Annotated in this window: 14 protein-coding genes and 1 pseudogene; 11 read left to right on the top strand and 4 right to left on the bottom strand. The window is 30.6% G+C overall.

The features are described from left to right. Window positions 1–9: 9 nt before the first annotated feature. The gene (locus CQA76_RS06945) at window positions 10–2379 is read right to left on the bottom strand and encodes a ribonucleoside-diphosphate reductase subunit alpha (RefSeq protein WP_137622698.1); all 2370 of its coding nucleotides are present in this window, start codon (window positions 2377–2379) and stop codon (window positions 10–12) included. 16 nt (window positions 2380–2395) lie between these two features. Beyond that, window positions 2396–3724, bottom strand: coding sequence for an adenylosuccinate lyase (gene purB, locus CQA76_RS06940; protein ID WP_137622697.1), 1329 nt, complete (start codon window positions 3722–3724; stop codon window positions 2396–2398). Between the two features lie 41 nt (window positions 3725–3765). Between purB and CQA76_RS06935 the strand changes: the two genes are divergently transcribed. From CQA76_RS06935 to dsbI, 6 genes and pseudogenes are all read left to right on the top strand, one after another. After that, window positions 3766–4710: an RluA family pseudouridine synthase gene (locus CQA76_RS06935; RefSeq protein ID WP_232364912.1), complete on the top strand. Its 945-nt coding sequence runs from the start codon at window positions 3766–3768 to the stop codon at window positions 4708–4710. A gap of 176 nt (window positions 4711–4886) precedes the next feature. After that, a complete protein-coding gene (locus tag CQA76_RS06930; RefSeq protein ID WP_137622696.1) occupies window positions 4887–5801 on the top strand; it encodes a cytochrome-c peroxidase in 915 nt (304 codons plus the stop codon). Then, window positions 5785–6459, top strand: a pseudogene (locus CQA76_RS09445) (DAHL domain-containing protein); the annotation flags it as partial. The gene CQA76_RS06930 and the pseudogene CQA76_RS09445, both read left to right, overlap by 17 nt. A 570-nt stretch (window positions 6460–7029) precedes the next feature. Next, entirely contained in the window at window positions 7030–7572 is a 543-nt protein-coding gene (locus CQA76_RS09440) for a methyl-accepting chemotaxis protein (RefSeq protein WP_408608981.1), read from the top strand. A gap of 107 nt (window positions 7573–7679) precedes the next feature. Beyond that, complete coding sequence (gene dba, locus CQA76_RS06920) at window positions 7680–7847, top strand: disulfide bond formation protein Dba (RefSeq protein WP_137622694.1); 168 nt, start codon at window positions 7680–7682, stop codon at window positions 7845–7847. A 13-nt stretch (window positions 7848–7860) separates the two neighbouring features. Further along, the gene (dsbI, locus tag CQA76_RS06915) at window positions 7861–9387 is read left to right on the top strand and encodes a disulfide bond formation protein DsbI (RefSeq protein WP_137622693.1); all 1527 of its coding nucleotides are present in this window, start codon (window positions 7861–7863) and stop codon (window positions 9385–9387) included. A gap of 19 nt (window positions 9388–9406) precedes the next feature. Here dsbI and CQA76_RS06910 read toward each other — a convergent pair whose 3' ends face one another. After that, window positions 9407–9835 carry a GNAT family N-acetyltransferase gene (locus CQA76_RS06910; RefSeq protein WP_137622692.1) on the bottom strand — a complete coding sequence of 143 codons (429 nt, stop codon included), beginning with the start codon at window positions 9833–9835 and terminating at the stop codon, window positions 9407–9409. Beyond that, on the bottom strand, window positions 9832–10509 hold the full coding sequence (gene queC, locus CQA76_RS06905; protein ID WP_137622691.1) for a 7-cyano-7-deazaguanine synthase QueC: 678 nt from the start codon (window positions 10507–10509) through the stop codon (window positions 9832–9834). The genes CQA76_RS06910 and queC overlap by 4 nt, the downstream gene beginning before the upstream one ends. Before the next feature lie 74 nt (window positions 10510–10583). Here queC and CQA76_RS06900 point away from each other — a divergent pair, with 74 nt between their 5' ends. From CQA76_RS06900 to CQA76_RS06880, 5 genes are all read left to right on the top strand, one after another. Next, window positions 10584–11810 (top strand): HD domain-containing protein, encoded by a 1227-nt coding sequence (locus CQA76_RS06900; RefSeq protein WP_137622690.1) that lies wholly within the window; start codon window positions 10584–10586, stop codon window positions 11808–11810. An 86-nt stretch (window positions 11811–11896) separates the two neighbouring features. Further along, the gene (locus CQA76_RS06895) at window positions 11897–12415 is read left to right on the top strand and encodes a YagU family protein (RefSeq protein WP_137622689.1); all 519 of its coding nucleotides are present in this window, start codon (window positions 11897–11899) and stop codon (window positions 12413–12415) included. Window positions 12416–12572: 157 nt separating this feature from the next. Next, on the top strand, window positions 12573–13220 hold the full coding sequence (locus tag CQA76_RS06890) for a ferritin family protein (RefSeq protein ID WP_137622688.1): 648 nt from the start codon (window positions 12573–12575) through the stop codon (window positions 13218–13220). A 57-nt stretch (window positions 13221–13277) separates the two neighbouring features. Then, window positions 13278–13853, top strand: a complete 576-nt coding sequence (locus CQA76_RS06885) for a ribonuclease HII (RefSeq protein ID WP_137622687.1) — start codon at window positions 13278–13280, stop codon at window positions 13851–13853. Between the two features lie 28 nt (window positions 13854–13881). Beyond that, window positions 13882–16719, top strand: coding sequence for an FAD-binding and (Fe-S)-binding domain-containing protein (locus CQA76_RS06880; protein WP_137622686.1), 2838 nt, complete (start codon window positions 13882–13884; stop codon window positions 16717–16719). The last annotated feature ends 44 nt before the right edge of the window (window positions 16720–16763 follow it).

The raw sequence follows: 16763 nt of genomic DNA, 5'->3' as shown, positions 1-16763 counted from the left end.
CAATAAATTTTACTGACACCCTTCACATTCTATACTACGATCGGCCACATTTACTTTTTCACTGCTAGGACTTTCACTTCTTAAATAATATGTAGACTTTACTCCAAGTTCCCAAGCAAGTTGATAGATTTCATTAAGATAGCCTCCACTTGCCTTGTCTAGAGATAAAAAGATATTTAAACTTTGCCCTTGATCGATCCATTTTCCACGTATGGCAGCTGCCTTAACCAAAATTCTTTGATCAAGCTCATAAGCTGGAGTATAGTATTCCCAGGTTTCAAGACTTAAATTGGGGACAACAACTGGTATCATACCACTTAAATTTTGCTCAAACCATTTTCTTTTATAGACAGGCTCTATGGTTTGAGTGGTTCCTACTAAAATAGATATAGAAGAAGTTGGAGCAATAGCCATTAAATAACCATTTCTCATACCATCTTTTTTTACTTTTTCTCTAAGCTTACCCCAATCACAATCACTTTCATCAAACAAACCATCCCTTAAGGTTAAAGCTTTAGCCTGATCACTAGCAACGTCTATAGGAAAGATCCCTTCACTCCATTTTGATCCTTTAAAATCAGGATAAGATCCTTTTTCTATAGATAAATTTGAACTCGCATTTATAGCTTCAAAACTAATTTTTTCCATAATTTTATCTATCTTCTCAAAATGCTCTTCGCTCCCCCAATGAATCTTAGCTTCAGCAAGCATCTGTGCTTCACCCATAACTCCAAGTCCTATAGCACGAGATCTTAAATTTGTATCTTTTACCTTTCTATGTGGATAAAAATTTAAATCGATCACATTATCAAGCATACGAATAGCCGTAGGCACCACACGTTCTATATCTTCTTTAGAATACACTTTGCTTAAATTGATACTTGCTAAATTACATACAGCAGTCTTGCCGTCATTTTTGTATTTTTCAACTATATAAACCTTATTACCATTAATACTATCTAGAGTTGAAATTTTCTTAGCTGATTTCTCATAACCACCATCTATAACCACGCGTTCTTCTTCATCAAAATGCCTCTCGTCTCCATTTTCAAAAACAACTTTTATTTGATAATAGTTAGGTTCAGTATTTTGAAAAATTTCTGTACATAAATTTGAACTTCTAATAATTCCTGAATGTGCATTTGGATTGGCTCTATTGGCGGTATCTTTAAAGCATAAAAATGGCAAACCTGTTTCAAAATAATTCAACAATATTTTTTTCCAAAGTTCTTTAGCTTCTACAATTTCTTTAACTATATTTTCATCTTTTTCATATTCTTCATAACGTTTTTCAAATTCTTCTCCATATAAATCGCACAAATCAGCCGTATCAGCAGGATCAAAAAGCGTCCATTTATCATTAGCTCTAACTCTTTTCATAAAAAGATCATTGATCCATAAAGCAGGAAAAAGTTCGTGTGCTCTGCGTCTTTCTTCTCCTGAATTTTTACGCAAATCAATAAAATCACTTATATCCATATGCCAAGGTTCTATATAAACTGCAATAGCACCTTTTCTAGTTCCAAGCTGATCCACAGCTACAGCAATATCATTTGTAATTTTTAAAAAAGGAATAATACCTCCAGCTGCATTTTTATGACCATCTATACTTCCACCCATAGCACGGACTTTGGACCAATCCCAACCTATACCACCGCCAAATTTAGACAAAAGTGCCATTTCTTGATAAGAATCAAAAATCCCCTCTATATTATCAGGAGTGCTCCCTATGTAGCAAGAACTGAGTTGATGTCTAGTAGTTCTAGCATTGGAAAGAGTTGGAGTGGCAAGCATAATTTCAAATTTAGAAATCAAATCATAAAATTTTTTAGCCCATTCTTGAGGATTAAATTCATTTTGTGCTAAAAACATAGCTATAGCCATAAACATTTGCTGTGGAAGTTCTATAGGCATACCTTTACTATCTTTAATCAAATAACGATCATATAAAGTCTTAACGCCTAAATAAGTAAATTGCATATCGCGTTCTGGTTTAATATAATCGTTTAAATCATCTAGATCATATTTTTCTTTTAAGCCGAGTAAAATTCTTCCTTCTTTTTCTCCTCTTTCAAAATAATCGCGTAAATGATTATAGCGATTTATTCCATTGACTTTTTTATACAAATCAAACAAGAAAAGCCTAGCCGCAACAAAGGTCCAATTAGGACAATCAATGTCTATCTTATCCACAGCCGTTTTAATAAGAGTTTTTTGAATCTCTTCAGTTGAAATTTCATCCCTAAACTGAATTTTTGCATCAAGCTCTAGTTCACTTAAACTCACACCTTCTAAATCCCTCACTGCATCAGAAGTACATTTTTTAATTTTAGAAATATCTAATTCTTCTGTACGGCCATTTCTTTTTATAACTTTCATTGTTTTCCCTTATTCATTATTTAAATGTTCTTGCAAAAATAGCATCGACATTCTTTGTATAATAACTATAATCAAAACATTTGCGTATATCTTCTTCACTTAAACTTTTTCTTAAATCCTCATCGTTTAAGAGTGCGATTAAAAATAAACTTTCATTTTTTTCATTGATCACTTCTTTGCCATTTTGCAAATCAGACCATACTTTCATAGCATTTCTTTGAACGATTTTATAAGCTTCTTCTCGACTGATTCCCTTAAAAGGAAGTTCTAGTAAAACACGTTGTGAAAATACAAGCCCACCTGTAAGGTTTAAATTTTTCATCATATTTTCTGGATAAATTAAAAGATTTTCAATCAAATTTGTAAGACGCGTAAGCATAAAATCCGCTGTTATAAAAGCATCGGGTAAAATAAATCTCTCTACGCTCGAATGAGAAATATCTCTTTCATGCCAAAGTGCAACATTTTCCAATGCTGGAGTAACAAAAGATCGAAGCACTCTGCAAAGTCCTGTAATATTTTCACTCAAAACTGGATTTCTTTTATGCGGCATCGCTGAACTCCCTTTTTGTCCCGCACTAAAAAATTCTTCAGCCTCATAAACCTCTGTTCTTTGAAAATGTCTTATTGCTACAGCAATTTGCTCACAAGATGAAGCTAAAATCGCAATAGCTGAAATCACTTGTGCATAACGATCTCTTTGAATGACTTGATTGGAAACTGGAGCAGGTTTAAGATCTAAATTTTTACAAACTTCCTCTTCAAATTCCAAAGGAGCGTGGGCAAAATTTCCCATTGCACCGCTTATTTTTCCATAGCTAATCACTTCTTTAGCATGTGTTATAAGATCTTTAGCATGTAAAATTTCATCATACCAAATGGCCATAACCAAACCAAAAGTTATAGGCTCTCCGTGAATCCCATGACTTCTTCCAACCATCAGTGTATTTTTATGTTCTATAGCACGTTTTTTTATGGCTTCTAAAAGCAATGAAATATCTTCTAAAATAAGTTCCAAACTTTCTTTGATTTGTAAGGCTACAGCAGTATCAATACAATCAGAACTCGTCATGGCATAATGCACAAAACGACTCTCTTCACCCAAACTTTCACTCACACTTGTAAGAAAGGCTATAACATCATGCTTGGTTGTTTTTTCGATTTCATCGATTCTATCGATATCAAATTTTGCATTTTTTAAAATTTTTTCACAATCTATATCATTAATGAGACCTAATTTATTCCAAGCTTTCACAGCGGCTAATTCCACTTTAAGCCACGCATCATATTTGGCTTTAACATCCCATTTTTTAGCCATAATTTCTCTGCTGTATCTTACAACCATAGTTTTACAACCTTTTTTAGTTATAATTTCAAAATAAAGAAATGAGATTTTATCTAAAAAATTCTAAGAAAGAAGTTAAAGTGCCTTATACAAAAATAAAACTCCCAAATAATGGAAAAAAGGCATTTCAAGTCCTTATGGAAGCTTTAAAAATTCCTATGAATGAAGCACAGAAATTGATTGATAAAAAAAGGCTTTTTTGTGATGGAATTTTGATCCAAGAAAAAAACAAAATTCTTAATGGAATTATAGAGTTAATTGTCTATGAAAATCATCCAAAAGGGATAGAAATTGTATTTGAAAATGAAGATTTTGCAGTAGTTGAAAAACCAAGTGGCGTCCTTAGCCATCCCAATGGTAGGCATTGTCAATACAGCCTCAGTGATGAAATTTGGCATCTATGGGGAAAACAAGCTTGCGTGGCACATCGTCTTGATAAAGAAACAAGCGGACTAATACTTGTTACAAAAAACAAACAAACCCAAGTTGAATTTAAAACTATGTTTGAAAAAAGACAAATTCAAAAAGAATATTTAGCTCTAGTTCAAGGCGAGGTCAAAATAAATTTTAAAATTGATGCTAATATAGATTTGGCAAAAAATTACAATGATGTTAAAACAAGAATGCAAATTTGTGAAAATGGAAAAAGAGCTTTAACCGAATTTGAGGCTTTAAAATTCTACCCTGAACATCGCTGTACTCTTTTGCTTTGTAAGCCACAAACAGGAAGGCAACATCAAATAAGAATTCATCTGCACTATGCAAAACATCCTATATTAGGCGATCCACTTTATGGATTAGAAAAAGAACAAATTGAAGCCATATTAGATGGAAAGATGAATTTGGAAGATAGGATAAAAATAACAGGTGCAAAACGCTTATGTTTACACGCTCAGACATTAAAATTTAATTTTAAAAATGATGAATTTATTATCCATTCCAATGCTGCAATCGAAAATGAATTCTTAAGAGTGTTAAAATATTGAAATTTGATGATTTTTAATATTTATAAAACAAAATTCTAAATTAAATAGCTCTAAATATTTACGCAAAAATTTTAAATTTTAACTACTAACCTGCTAGTGGTAAAAATTTATTACCAATTAATAAAATTTATATTATGATTTTTATAATCTTAAAAAAATTATAAAGGATTTAGATAATGAAAATATTTTATTTGATACTATCTTTAATAACAACAATGTGTGCGATTGACATGATTACTCCGATTCCGGATAATTTACCTTATGATAAAACAAAAGCAAGTCTTGGAAAAAAATTATATATGGATACTTCTTTATCTAAAGATGGAAAAGTATCTTGCAACACTTGCCATAATATAAAAAACTATGGAGTAGATAATACCTCGAATTCTATAGGAGTAGATAATCAATTAGATACGCCTTTTAACACTCCAACAACTTTCAATTCTGTATTTAATTTTGTCCAATTTTGGAATGGACGTGCACAAAACCTTGCAGAACAAATAAAAGGACCTCTTTTTGATCCAAAAGAAATGGGTTTAACCCCAGAAATTCTTTTACAAAAAATCAATGCCAATCCTGACTACGTAAAGAGTTTTGGCGATATTTATGGTGAAATTAGTGTGGATAATATAGCTGATGCTATTGCTGAATTTGAAAAAACCTTAATCACCCCAAACTCTCCTTTTGATAGATATTTAAAAGGAGATAAAGATGCAATTTCAGAAAAAGCAAAAAGAGGTTATGAAGAATTTAAGGCACAAGGTTGCATTTCTTGCCATCAAGGGCAAAATATAGGTGGAAATATGTTCCAAAAAATTGGTATTTTTCAAGAATTTCCAGATCAAAGCAATTTAGGACGCTATGAAATCACAAAAAAAGAATCTGATAAAATGGTGTTTAAAGTGCCAAGTCTTAGAAATATAGCAAAAACGGCTCCTTATTATCATGATGGAAGCATACCAACCCTAGATGCTTGTGTGCAATTTATGGCTTATTATCAACTTGGAAAATTTTTAAATCAAGAAACTGTAGATAGTATAGTAGCTTTTTTAGAAAGTTTAACAGGAGAATATCATGACAACATCCAATAAAAAAATTTCTTTTTTATATCAATTCATATTTTTGGCAGCTTGTACTTTAATTGCTATTTTTATTTTATTGGGTATTATTTTTAACAATTACACTTCAAGTAAAAATTCTAAAGAAATTGTCAATACTTTACAAATGCTTAAAATCTTAAATACACGTATTGATAAAGTATTTCAAAATAGTTTTAATTTTATAAACTACGATGAAAGTGTTGCTGCAGTGAAACAAATGAAGATTATGTTGAAAAAACTTGAAGAGTTAGGCATTGATGATTCTAAAGCTAAAACAATCTTTAACCAAAAATTAGAACAATTAAATCAATTTAAATCAGCAAATTCTATCGCGGTTAATTCAAAATTCTATCTTTTTGAGTTGGCTAAAGATTATTTTAATGAAACAGAAAATAATTTTAACAAAAAAGATTCTCAAAATTTTAAAACAATCAACCCTATCCTTAGAATTATTGCTACAGAGAATGTCTTAGAAAAATCTACGCTTAGGCATTTAGATTCTTTGATTCACAATTTATTAGTAATGGAAAATAATGATACTTTAAAGCTTTTTTCAACCCATTATAAAATGATTTTGAGACAAATTGAAATAATGCAAAATAATTCTAGTATTTATACAAATTCTACTCTAAATAAAGAACTTGATTACCTAAACCAAATCACTCAATTAAATATAGACAAAATTAATATACAAAAGCTTTATGTAGGAATTGGAGTTTTTTCAATTGTTTTTATTCTATTGGTTATATTTATTATCATCACCTTGAAAAAAATCGTTATTCCTGTAAGAATTTTGGAAAAATTAAGTACAAATTTGGCCGGAAAAGAAGCAAATTTATCTTCTCGTTTAGACATAGATCCAAAAAGCGAGTTAGGACAAAGTGCTGCTCATATAAATACCTTTATTTCTGTTGTTCAAAATTCTGTATTTGAAGCTATTGAAAATGCAGAAGCTAATTATAAAAATTCAGAACAACTAAAAAACAATGCCAATACTCTTGAAGAAAGCTCAAATTCTCAAAATAATCAAATTGAAAATGTAAAAGAAATTACAAATGTTTTAGACGATCATATAGTCTTAGCTGGGAATTTGGCACAAGAAAGTGTTGATAATATGCAAGACATGCATTTATTGATGAATAAAGTTGGAGAAACCTTAACTCAACTTGTTGAACTCATTAATGAAAACAATAAAAAAGAGCAAAATGTTGTTGTCAATATGGACAATTTAACCCAAAGCGCAGACAATATTATAGAAATTACAAATTCGGTTAGAGATATAGCAGATCAAACCAATCTACTTGCTCTTAATGCAGCCGTTGAAGCCGCAAGAGCAGGGGAGCACGGACGAGGCTTTGCGGTCGTTGCTGATGAGGTTGGAAAACTTGCTGATAAAACAGGTAAATCACTCTTAACTATTAATGCCACAGTAAATACTATCGTGCAGCAAATTAATGATAATAAATCTTTAATGGATCTTATTAATCAGTCTATGCAAGAAACTTCCGAAAAAACAAATAATCTACAGCAAGAACTCATTAACTCGATGCAAAAATTAGAGAGTTCTATACAATCTACTCAGATAATGAAAGATAAAAGTACAGAAGTACAAGAAAAAATGGTTGTTTTAAGATCTAGCATTGATAAAGTAAATGAACTTGCCAACCTTATAAAAGGTCTCTCTTGTGAAATTAATAATGTCTCTGAAAATGTTCTTAATGGAGCCTCTAAGCTTTCAAAAAAATTGAATAATTTTAAATAATCTTCCGTATTTCTAAAAAATACGGATTTTTATTTGCTTTATTTTTATTTTATTTTTATTAGAATATAATTTAATGACTTTAATTTTTATTTTATTAAGGAGATATTATGGAGTTTCTTGAGCTTTTATTAATATTAATTGCTTTAATACTCATCATAAAAAAACCAGAAAAAGAAAACCTTGCTTTTGGTTTAGTAATGGTAGCTTGGCTTATGATGATTGTTTTTTATGTTGGTCACAAAACAACCGGACTTTTAACCACAATGAATCTGTAAAAAAGGAATGAAAATGAATGAAGTAAATAAAGCAAAAAATTTTTATACCTTAATGTGTCTTGCAGGGTTTTTAATCATACTTTTACCTGTAGGAACAGCAAATGTAGTATTTGGTTATTTTTTAGGTGATAGTCCTTGTACGCTTTGTTGGGGACAAAGAGAAGCGATGATTTTTATCGGTGTAATGGCTCTTTTTATAGTTCGTTACGGGGTGAAAGGGAAATATCTAGCTGCTCTTTTAATTATGACAGCTCTAGGTCTTTATCAGTCTTTTGCTCACTATGGCAATCATGCCCATAGAGACTTAGATCAAGGTTTTGGTTTAGCAGTTTTCGGAATTCATACATATTTTTGGGCTGAAGTTGTATTTTGGGCTGTTGTATTACTTTTGGGTGTAATTTTTGCCTTTGCTCCTAAGTTTAATGCTTTTGATAAAGAATTAAATGGTGAAAAATTTAGAAAATTTACCAAATTTAGTTTTGCGGCAGTAGCGATTAGTGCTGTTATTGTAGCGTCTAATATTTTCCAAGCTTTTGTTAGTACAGGCATTCCTCCTTATGTCGGACAAGGTGATCCGGTAAGATTTAGCTTAAATCCAAAATACATTATTTGGAGTACAAATGGATGGAATGGTTTATGGCAAAATATCTCTTTCTTAGGAAAACGCGATGTTAAAGCTCCTGATTATGCTTTTGCACCAGCAAGCGATAAGCTAGGAATTAAATTTGACAACGATATCAATAATGCTCCATTTACAAAAATCAACAATGAGCTTAAAATTGTTAATGAGCAAACTATTAACTTTGATAAAGCAATCAATACGCTTGATTATATCAACGGAGAATTTGTAGCAAGTTCTAAATGGGATGTAGCTTTCTTAGATAACAACTTTAACACTAAAGAAAGTTTTGAATTAGATCCTTATTTTTCAGCCACTATTGATCCTATTATAGGCATCATTCCTTATATGAATGATAAATTCATACTTATGGGGTCAAATAAATCTTTCTTAAGATTTGCAAAAAATCCTAATGCAAGCCAAGAAGATATTTCTAAACAATATGCTGACTTTGTAAAAGGTAATGATAAATTTAAAGGTCAAGGAGAAGGTTTAGGTCGTGGAAGGCTTGATACGGTTAGAGCCAAATTTAATCACGTAGCAAGTATGAGTACAGATGGAAGTTATCTTTATCTTGCAACAGTTCCAAATAATAAAGATGCTAAAACTTTTGTAATCTCTAAAATTTCTTTAAAAGATCGCCTTCTTTCAGCAGAATTTACGCCAAAAGCGGATCTTAAAGAAGGGAAAACTTTAGGGGATCTTTATGTAACCTCTATGACTTTTAAAGATGGAGAGCTTTACGCACTTAGCAAAAATCATAATGTAATTGCGGTAATCAATCCTACCAAAGAAGAAGTAGTAAGAACTATAGCATTTCCAAGTTCGATAACCAATGCAAGAAGTATTTTCTTTAAAGATGGAAAAATCAATATTCTTTCTTATCAAGATGGGGCAAATAAACTCTTTACTCTAAATTAAAACTCAAGTCCTAGTTTAACTAGGACTTTTGCATTTTTAAAAGCTTAAATCCAAAATCATCTTGATATTCCCCTACAATCTGAAAGCCAAATTTTTGATAAAATTTTAAAGCTTTTTTATTGTCAAAATTAACTTCTACTTTATTTAACTTAAAATCCTGCATCGCCTTTTTTAAAAGTTGAGATCCAAAACCTCGATTAAAAAACGAAGGGTGTATAAAAAGCATTTGAATTTCTTCTTGATGAAAACCTAAAAAACCTATTAATTCATCTTTTTCATAAGCAAATAAAAATTCTAATCCTTTAAAATCAAAATCCATTAAATAATTTTTAATGATTTTAAAATTCTTTTCATCTAAAAAATCATGACTTGCTTTAACACTTTCTTCCCAAAGCCTCAAAAGCTTTTCTATTTGAGTTTCACTTAATTTTTTATAGTGTCTAATCATTTTTTATATTTAATCCTATCCTTAACTCCTGCTTTTTTAAAACCTTTTAAACGAAGCAAACAACTATCACATTCTCCACAAGCTTCATCATTGCTTTCATAACAAGACCAAGTAAGCTCCAAAGGCACATTTTCTTTTAAAGCTAACTCAACGATTTGCCCTTTATTGAGATTAATAAGCGGAGTTTTTAGTGAAACTTTAAAATTTTTACTCGTTCCATTATTGATAAAGCTCTCTGCTTTTTCTATAAATTCATGAGTGCAATCAGGATAACCACTACCATCTTCTTCTACAACCCCTATAAAAATACTTTCACAATTTTCTTTTTCAGCCAAAGATCCCGCAATGCTTAAAAAAATTCCATTGCGAAAAGGAACGTAGGTTATAGGTGGAGTGTCGCTATTTAAAAGAAGTTCATTTTTAGGTATATTTAACTCCTTATTAGTTAAAGCATTTCCTCCTATAATCTTAATAAAACTCACATCCAAAATATAAGATTTTTCAACTTTTAAAGCTTGGCAAATTTTTTTAAAACATTCTCTTTCTTTTTCTTGAGTTCTTTGTTCATAATCAAAATGCAAAGCTACGATCTCATAGCCTTCTTTTTTTGCCAAATAAGCACACAAAGTGCTGTCCATTCCACCGCTGATTATACAAAGTGCTTTTTTACTCATTTTTATCCTTAAATTTGCTATAATTTCGCAATTTTAACGAAATTTTTTAAATTCGGATCATACAAGGAAAAACAATGATAAACATAAAACTTATAGAGCACATTTTTAAAGCCGCTTCTATTAGTCGCTGGAACGATTATCCAAGAATGGCAAATTTAGTCGAACTTGATAAACAAGCGCATAAATTTATTATTGCTTATTTTATAGCCAAGATGGAAAAAGATGTGGATATGAAAATGATTATAGAAGGGAGTATTTTTGAATTTTTAAGTCGCGTTGTGGTAACCGATATACGCCCTGATGTTTATCATGAAATTGTGCGTCAAAAAAAAGATGAGGTTAATGCTTGGGTTTTAAGCAAAATCGAGCCTATGATAGCAGATATTGAAGATGGAGAATTTCTTAAGCGTTTTGAAAATTATCTTAATAGCAGTTCTTATGCCAAAGAAAGACTCATTTTAAAGGCTGCTTCTTATTTTGCTACTAGATGGGAATTTAATATCGTTTATCAAACCTCAGCTTTTTTAAATGATATTGACGATATTAAAAACAAAGTTGAAGAAGAATTGGAAGATTATTACGAGTTAATAGGAGCTAGAAAAATCGCTCTAAATCAAAAAATAGCAAAAATAATCGATCTTAGCGGAAGATTACGCTTTCAAAAACGTTGGGCACAAACTCCAAGAATTCCAGAAACTGCAGTGCTTGGACATATGCTAGTGGTTGCAATTTTGGGTTATTTTTACTCTTTAAAAATCAAAGCTTGTGATAAAAGATTGGAAAATAATTTTTATTGCGCTTTATTTCACGACTTACCGGAAAGTCTTACAAGAGATATTATTAGTCCTGTTAAATATGGCATAGAAGGTCTTCATGAAATTATAAATGATTATGAAATGAAACTAATCAATGAAAAAATTCTTCCTTTTGTACCTGAAAATTTAAGAGCTGAATTTTCTTTTATACTAGGCATTAGAGAAGGAAGAACTGGAGAAGCTAATTTTGTAAAAAATGAATTTGAAAATCGCACCTATAAAAATAAAAAAATAGAACTTTGCAGCGGGAGCCTGAGTTCTTTTAATGAAAATGAATTTGGTGCAATTGATGGAAAAGCTTTAAAATATTGCGACAAACTTGCTGCTTTTATAGAAGCAGGACTTAGCATAAGCTATGGAGTTAAATCTAAAGAGCTTGAAAGTGGCTTTGAGGATATGTTTATTTTTTTTAAAGAAAATCCAACTATTGATGGGGTTAATTTTTATAAAATTTGTACAGAACTCAAAGAATATTTTAAAATTTAATTTTCAAAAATAAAATAAATGCCTTTTGACATAAAAAAATTAATGCAGTATAATGAAATTAAATATTTTAATCATGGAGGTTAATTATGGAAAATGGTAAAAAATATACTCTAGCGTTTTTTATAGGAATTTTAGCAGGTGTTTTTGGTGCAATTGTAAAATGGGGATGGGAAGTACCTTTTCCTCCGCGAAATCCTAATGTATTTTGGCCAATTGATGCACTTGAGCGGGTTACTCCTCCTAAAATCTTTTTAGAGCAACTGGGATTGCCTACAGATTGGACTTACACATTTTCAGGTATGCAAATGCCTTTGTCAATTTTTATTGTTCATGTGGGATTTTCTGTCGTGTTTGGAATAGCATATTGTATGATAGCCGAAAAATGGCATAAAATCACAATGTGGCAAGGAGCTGTTTTTGGCTTTTTTGTTTATCTTTTTGCCCATGTTATTGTTATGCCTTTAATAGCGGAAGTTCCGCCACTTTCAGAAATTCCACTAGATGAACACTTGTCTGAAATTTTTGGGCACATAGTTTGGCTTTGGGGTATGGAGATTGTGCGTCGCGATATAAGAAATCGTATCACAAAAGAAGTCGAAAAATAAATATATAGCGTCCATTCAAAGACGCTATAAAAATTGCTTTCTCTATAAAAATTCTATTCTAAAATAATATTAATAATCTTATAATAAAAATTATTAATTGACAAAAATATTTTTTTGTAATACAATAATAGTAATTTATTTAAAAAAGGAGTCCAAAATGAGACAATATGAAACTTACAAATGTTCAAAATGTGGCAACGAAGTTGAAATTCAAGTTGTAGGTGGTGGAAAACTTACTTGTTGTGGCGAAGAAATGCAATGTATTACAACAGATTTAACAGCTGTAAATCTTATGAAAGCTTTTGCGGGAGAATCTATGGCTAGAAATAAATATGACTTGTTTGCCGATATTGCAGAAGAAGAAGGATGGCATGCAGTTGCTAGACATTTTAGAGAAGCTGCCGAAAATGAAAAATGGCACGCAAGGGCTGAATTTAAAGCTTATCATGAAATCGTAGATGGCAAACCTTTAGAAATAACAACAAAGAATCTTGTAAGCGCAGCAGAAGGTGAAAATTACGAACATACAACCATGTATCCAAATTTTGCAAAAATCGCAGAAGATGAAGGCAAAAAAGCTATAGCAAGATTATTCACTGCTATTGGTAAGGTGGAAATCGAACACGAAAGAGAATATTTAGCCCTTAAAAAAATGCTTGAAGAGGAAGAATTCTTTAACAGCGAAGAAGAAGATTTATGGGTTTGTGAAGTTTGTGGACACATCCATCGTGGCAAAAAAGCTCCTGCAGCTTGTCCTTTATGTAAAGCTCCAAGAGAATATTTTAAAAGAGAATTTTTAGGTTAAATAACAAGCCTTATTAAGGCTTGTAACTCCTCTTAGATAAATTTAGAAAATACTTCTATGGAACTTTTATTTTCAGATAATGAACTTTTACCTAGATATGATGAAAATTTAATAGGCATAGATGAAGCAGGACGCGGAGCTTTGGCAGGCCCTATGATGATGGCAGCTTGCAAGCTTAATAAAAAAATAGACGGACTTTGTGATTCTAAAAAACTCAGCGAAAAAAAACGCGAAGAACTTTATGAAATCATCATAAAAAATTCAAACTATCTCATCTTAGCTTTTTCATCTGAACAAATCGATACTCTAGGGCTTAGTGCTTGTTTAAAAACAGGCTTAACGCTTATAAAAAGGCATTTTAAGACACACTCTCATTTTTTATACGATGGCAATACCAACTTTGGAATTAGTGGCATTAAAACCCTAGTTAAGGCAGACGCTAAAATTTTACAAGTGAGTGCAGCTAGCATACTTGCAAAAGTAAGCAAAGATAGGGTTATGAATTTTTTGGCTAAAGAATTCCCTTATTATGAATTTGAAAAGAATAAAGCCTATGGCACCAAAACTCATAAGGAATTAATAGCCAAATTTGGAACTTGCAAACTACATAGAAAAAGTTTTAAGCTTTTGTAGATATAATTAAAAAAACTGGAGGGATAAAATGCTAAACGATTTTAAAAATGAGTGTAAAAGTTTTCTACAAGATAGACTTTATGATAGCTATTTAAAGAGATTTGCTTATGGCATTGATGCCTCTTGTTATCGTTATATTCCTGATCTTGTGCTAAAACCTATTTGTGAAGAAGAAGTTCTTAAAATTATAAATTTAAGTCGTAAATATAATATTCCACTTACCTTTAGGGGTGCTGGAACTAGTCTTAGTGGTCAAGCTTGTGCCAAAAGTGTTTTAGTTATTTGTATGAATGGTTGGGATAAAATCGTCGCAAATGAAAATTCTATTTGGTGTGATTGTGGAGTAATTGGTTCTGAAGCAAATATAGTCTTGAGTCAATTTAATAAAAAACTAGGTCCTGATCCTGCAACAATCAATAACGCCACCATAGGAGGAATTTTTTCTAATAATTCTAGTGGTATGTGTTGTGGGGTTAAGCAAAACAGTTATCAAACTATTAAATCTATAAGAGTTATTTTATACGATGGTTTTATTTTAGATACTTCGGATGAAAAATGTTTGAAAGAATTTCTAAATACTCATTCTCAAATGGTAGATGAAATTTTAAATTTAAGACAAGATATCATAAAAGATGAAAACTTACTAAAAGAAATTAAAAGAAAATTTAGCATTAAAAATACTACGGGATATGGTTTAAATTCTTTAAGTGATTTTGAAGATATAAAAGATATATTAAATCATATTTTCATAGGTTCAGAAGGAACACTTGGTTTTGTTTCTAGGGTTGAGTATTTTACGGTCGATGATTATAAACATAAAGCGTGTGCCTTATTATTTTACGAAAATCTCTCTTTAGCCGCAAAAGCTGTTAAAATACTTTCTCTAAATGATGAAATAGTCAGTGCGGCTGAAATAATGGATTATGCATGTTTAGAAGCGGTAAGCAATTTGCAAGGAATGCCCGATGAACTAACGCGAGTTAAAGAAGGTAATTGTTGTATTTTAATTCAACTTCAAAACAACGACAAAAATATTTTAGAAAAAAATATTGCTTTTATCAGCGAAAAATTAAATACCATCAATACACTTTTTGGCATAAGATTTAGTTTTGATCCAAATGAGCAAGAAACATGGTGGAAAATTCGAAAAGGATTACTTCCAATTTCAGCATCTACGAAAAGAAGTGGTAGTACGGTAATCACAGAAGACATTTGTTTTGAGATTGATTATTTTGAAAAAGGTATAGAGGGCATAACTTCACTTTTTAAGCAATACGATTTTAAAGGCATTATTTTCGGACATGCATTAAGCGGAAATGTGCATTTTATCATTACTCCTCTTTTAAATGATCCAAAAGAAAAAGAGAATTTTGCTAAATTTATGGATGATATGGTTAATTTAGTACTTAGCTTAAAAGGTAGCACCAAAGCAGAACACGGAACAGGCCGCATGATGGCACCTTTTGTTGAGCAAGAATGGGGCGAAAAAGCATATAAGCTAAATAAAAAAATCAAAAATATTTTTGATCCAAAAAATCTCTTCAATCCAGATGTTATAATCTGTGATGATCCAAAAATCCATATAAAAAACTTAAAACAATCCCAAAAAATAGAAGATTATATAGAAACTTGCATGGAATGCGGATTTTGTGAAAAAGTTTGTCCTAGTAAAAATATAACCTTAACTCCAAGGCAAAGAATAGCAGTGCATAGAGAAATTAAACGTTTAGAAAGTTTAGAAAATAAAAATGAAGAAGAAAATTTAGAATTAAGTCTATTAAAACAAGAATACGAATACGAAGTTATTACAAGTTGTGCAACTTGCTCTATGTGTTCTACTATTTGTCCTTTGGAAATTAATAGTGCAAAAATTAGCATACATTACAATAATGAAAAAGCTCGTGGGCTAAATATAGCCAAAACAATCTCTAACAATTTAGAAAAAGTAGTAAAAATAGCTAAATTCGGCGTTAGTGCAGCTTCTTTTGCAAGTAAAATTTTTGGTGATGAAAATTTAAAAAATATCAGTTTGCTTTTAAATAAAAATTTAAAAACTCCTGTAGTATTAAAATTTATGCCTAGTAAAAATACTTACGTTTTAAATTCAAAAAATAAACATTTTAACAAAGAGGTAATTTATTTTACCAGCTGTTTAAATAGAATTTTTGCCCCTAATTCCAAAGCAAAAGATTTAAGAAGTATACAAGAAGTCTTTGAAAATCTTTGTCAAAAAGCTAAATTTAATGTCATTTATCCAAAACACATTGAACAAATGTGTTGTGGTAAAGCCTTTAAAAACTACACCCTAAAAGACTCATCAATTAACCCTGTCCATAAGGCTCTTTCTTGGCTTTTAGAAGAAGTAAAAGATAAAGATATTCCTATAGTATGCGATCATAGTGCTTGCAGTGCTGAAATACTGCACCAAATAAAAGAATTAAAGTCTTTTTCAAAACTAAAAATTCTTGATATGAGTGATTTTTTAAATGATTATATCTTAAAAGAACTTCACATTAACCCTCTAAAAGAAGATATAGGTATTTATGTAGTTTGTGCTAGCAAAAAAGAAAGTTTTGGAAAAAGTTTAAAACATATTGCACAATCTTGTACCAAAGCTAAAGTTTATGAACATCAGCAAACCTATTGTTGTGCATTTGCAGGAAATAAAGGATTTTTAGAACCAAAACTAAATGATGTCGCTTTAGATAATTTACAACAATATTTTAAAGATTTAAATATAAAAAGATTTTATTCTAGCTCAAGTACTTGCGAAATTGGATTGAGTGATAAAACCGGTGCTTCTTGGCAGCACATTATTTACTTATTAGACGAAGTTTCTAGTGAAAAATCTTCAATTGAAGGTTAAATAATCTAAAATATAAAGTGAAAACCGATTTTTCTATTATGTTT

Origin of the sequence: Campylobacter aviculae (assembly GCF_005406215.1) — a bacterium.
Taxonomy (GTDB): Bacteria; Campylobacterota; Campylobacteria; order Campylobacterales; family Campylobacteraceae; genus Campylobacter_D; species Campylobacter_D aviculae.
Note: the sequence above shows the minus strand (reverse complement) of the source record. Positions and strands in the feature narration are given on the sequence as shown.

What these genes read in the sequence shown, in the direction of transcription:
- CQA76_RS06945 (WP_137622698.1), bottom strand. Translation starts at nt 2,379, where the DNA reads ATGAAAGTTATAAAAAGAAATGGCCGTACAGAAGAATTAGATATTTCT.
- purB (WP_137622697.1), bottom strand. Translation starts at nt 3,724, where the DNA reads ATGGTTGTAAGATACAGCAGAGAAATTATGGCTAAAAAATGGGATGTT.
- CQA76_RS06935 (WP_232364912.1), top strand. Translation starts at nt 3,766, where the DNA reads ATGAGATTTTATCTAAAAAATTCTAAGAAAGAAGTTAAAGTGCCTTAT.
- CQA76_RS06930 (WP_137622696.1), top strand. Translation starts at nt 4,887, where the DNA reads ATGAAAATATTTTATTTGATACTATCTTTAATAACAACAATGTGTGCG.
- CQA76_RS09440 (WP_408608981.1), top strand. Translation starts at nt 7,030, where the DNA reads ATGGACAATTTAACCCAAAGCGCAGACAATATTATAGAAATTACAAAT.
- dba (WP_137622694.1), top strand. Translation starts at nt 7,680, where the DNA reads ATGGAGTTTCTTGAGCTTTTATTAATATTAATTGCTTTAATACTCATC.
- dsbI (WP_137622693.1), top strand. Translation starts at nt 7,861, where the DNA reads ATGAATGAAGTAAATAAAGCAAAAAATTTTTATACCTTAATGTGTCTT.
- CQA76_RS06910 (WP_137622692.1), bottom strand. Translation starts at nt 9,835, where the DNA reads ATGATTAGACACTATAAAAAATTAAGTGAAACTCAAATAGAAAAGCTT.
- queC (WP_137622691.1), bottom strand. Translation starts at nt 10,509, where the DNA reads ATGAGTAAAAAAGCACTTTGTATAATCAGCGGTGGAATGGACAGCACT.
- CQA76_RS06900 (WP_137622690.1), top strand. Translation starts at nt 10,584, where the DNA reads ATGATAAACATAAAACTTATAGAGCACATTTTTAAAGCCGCTTCTATT.
- CQA76_RS06895 (WP_137622689.1), top strand. Translation starts at nt 11,897, where the DNA reads ATGGAAAATGGTAAAAAATATACTCTAGCGTTTTTTATAGGAATTTTA.
- CQA76_RS06890 (WP_137622688.1), top strand. Translation starts at nt 12,573, where the DNA reads ATGAGACAATATGAAACTTACAAATGTTCAAAATGTGGCAACGAAGTT.
- CQA76_RS06885 (WP_137622687.1), top strand. Translation starts at nt 13,278, where the DNA reads ATGGAACTTTTATTTTCAGATAATGAACTTTTACCTAGATATGATGAA.
- CQA76_RS06880 (WP_137622686.1), top strand. Translation starts at nt 13,882, where the DNA reads ATGCTAAACGATTTTAAAAATGAGTGTAAAAGTTTTCTACAAGATAGA.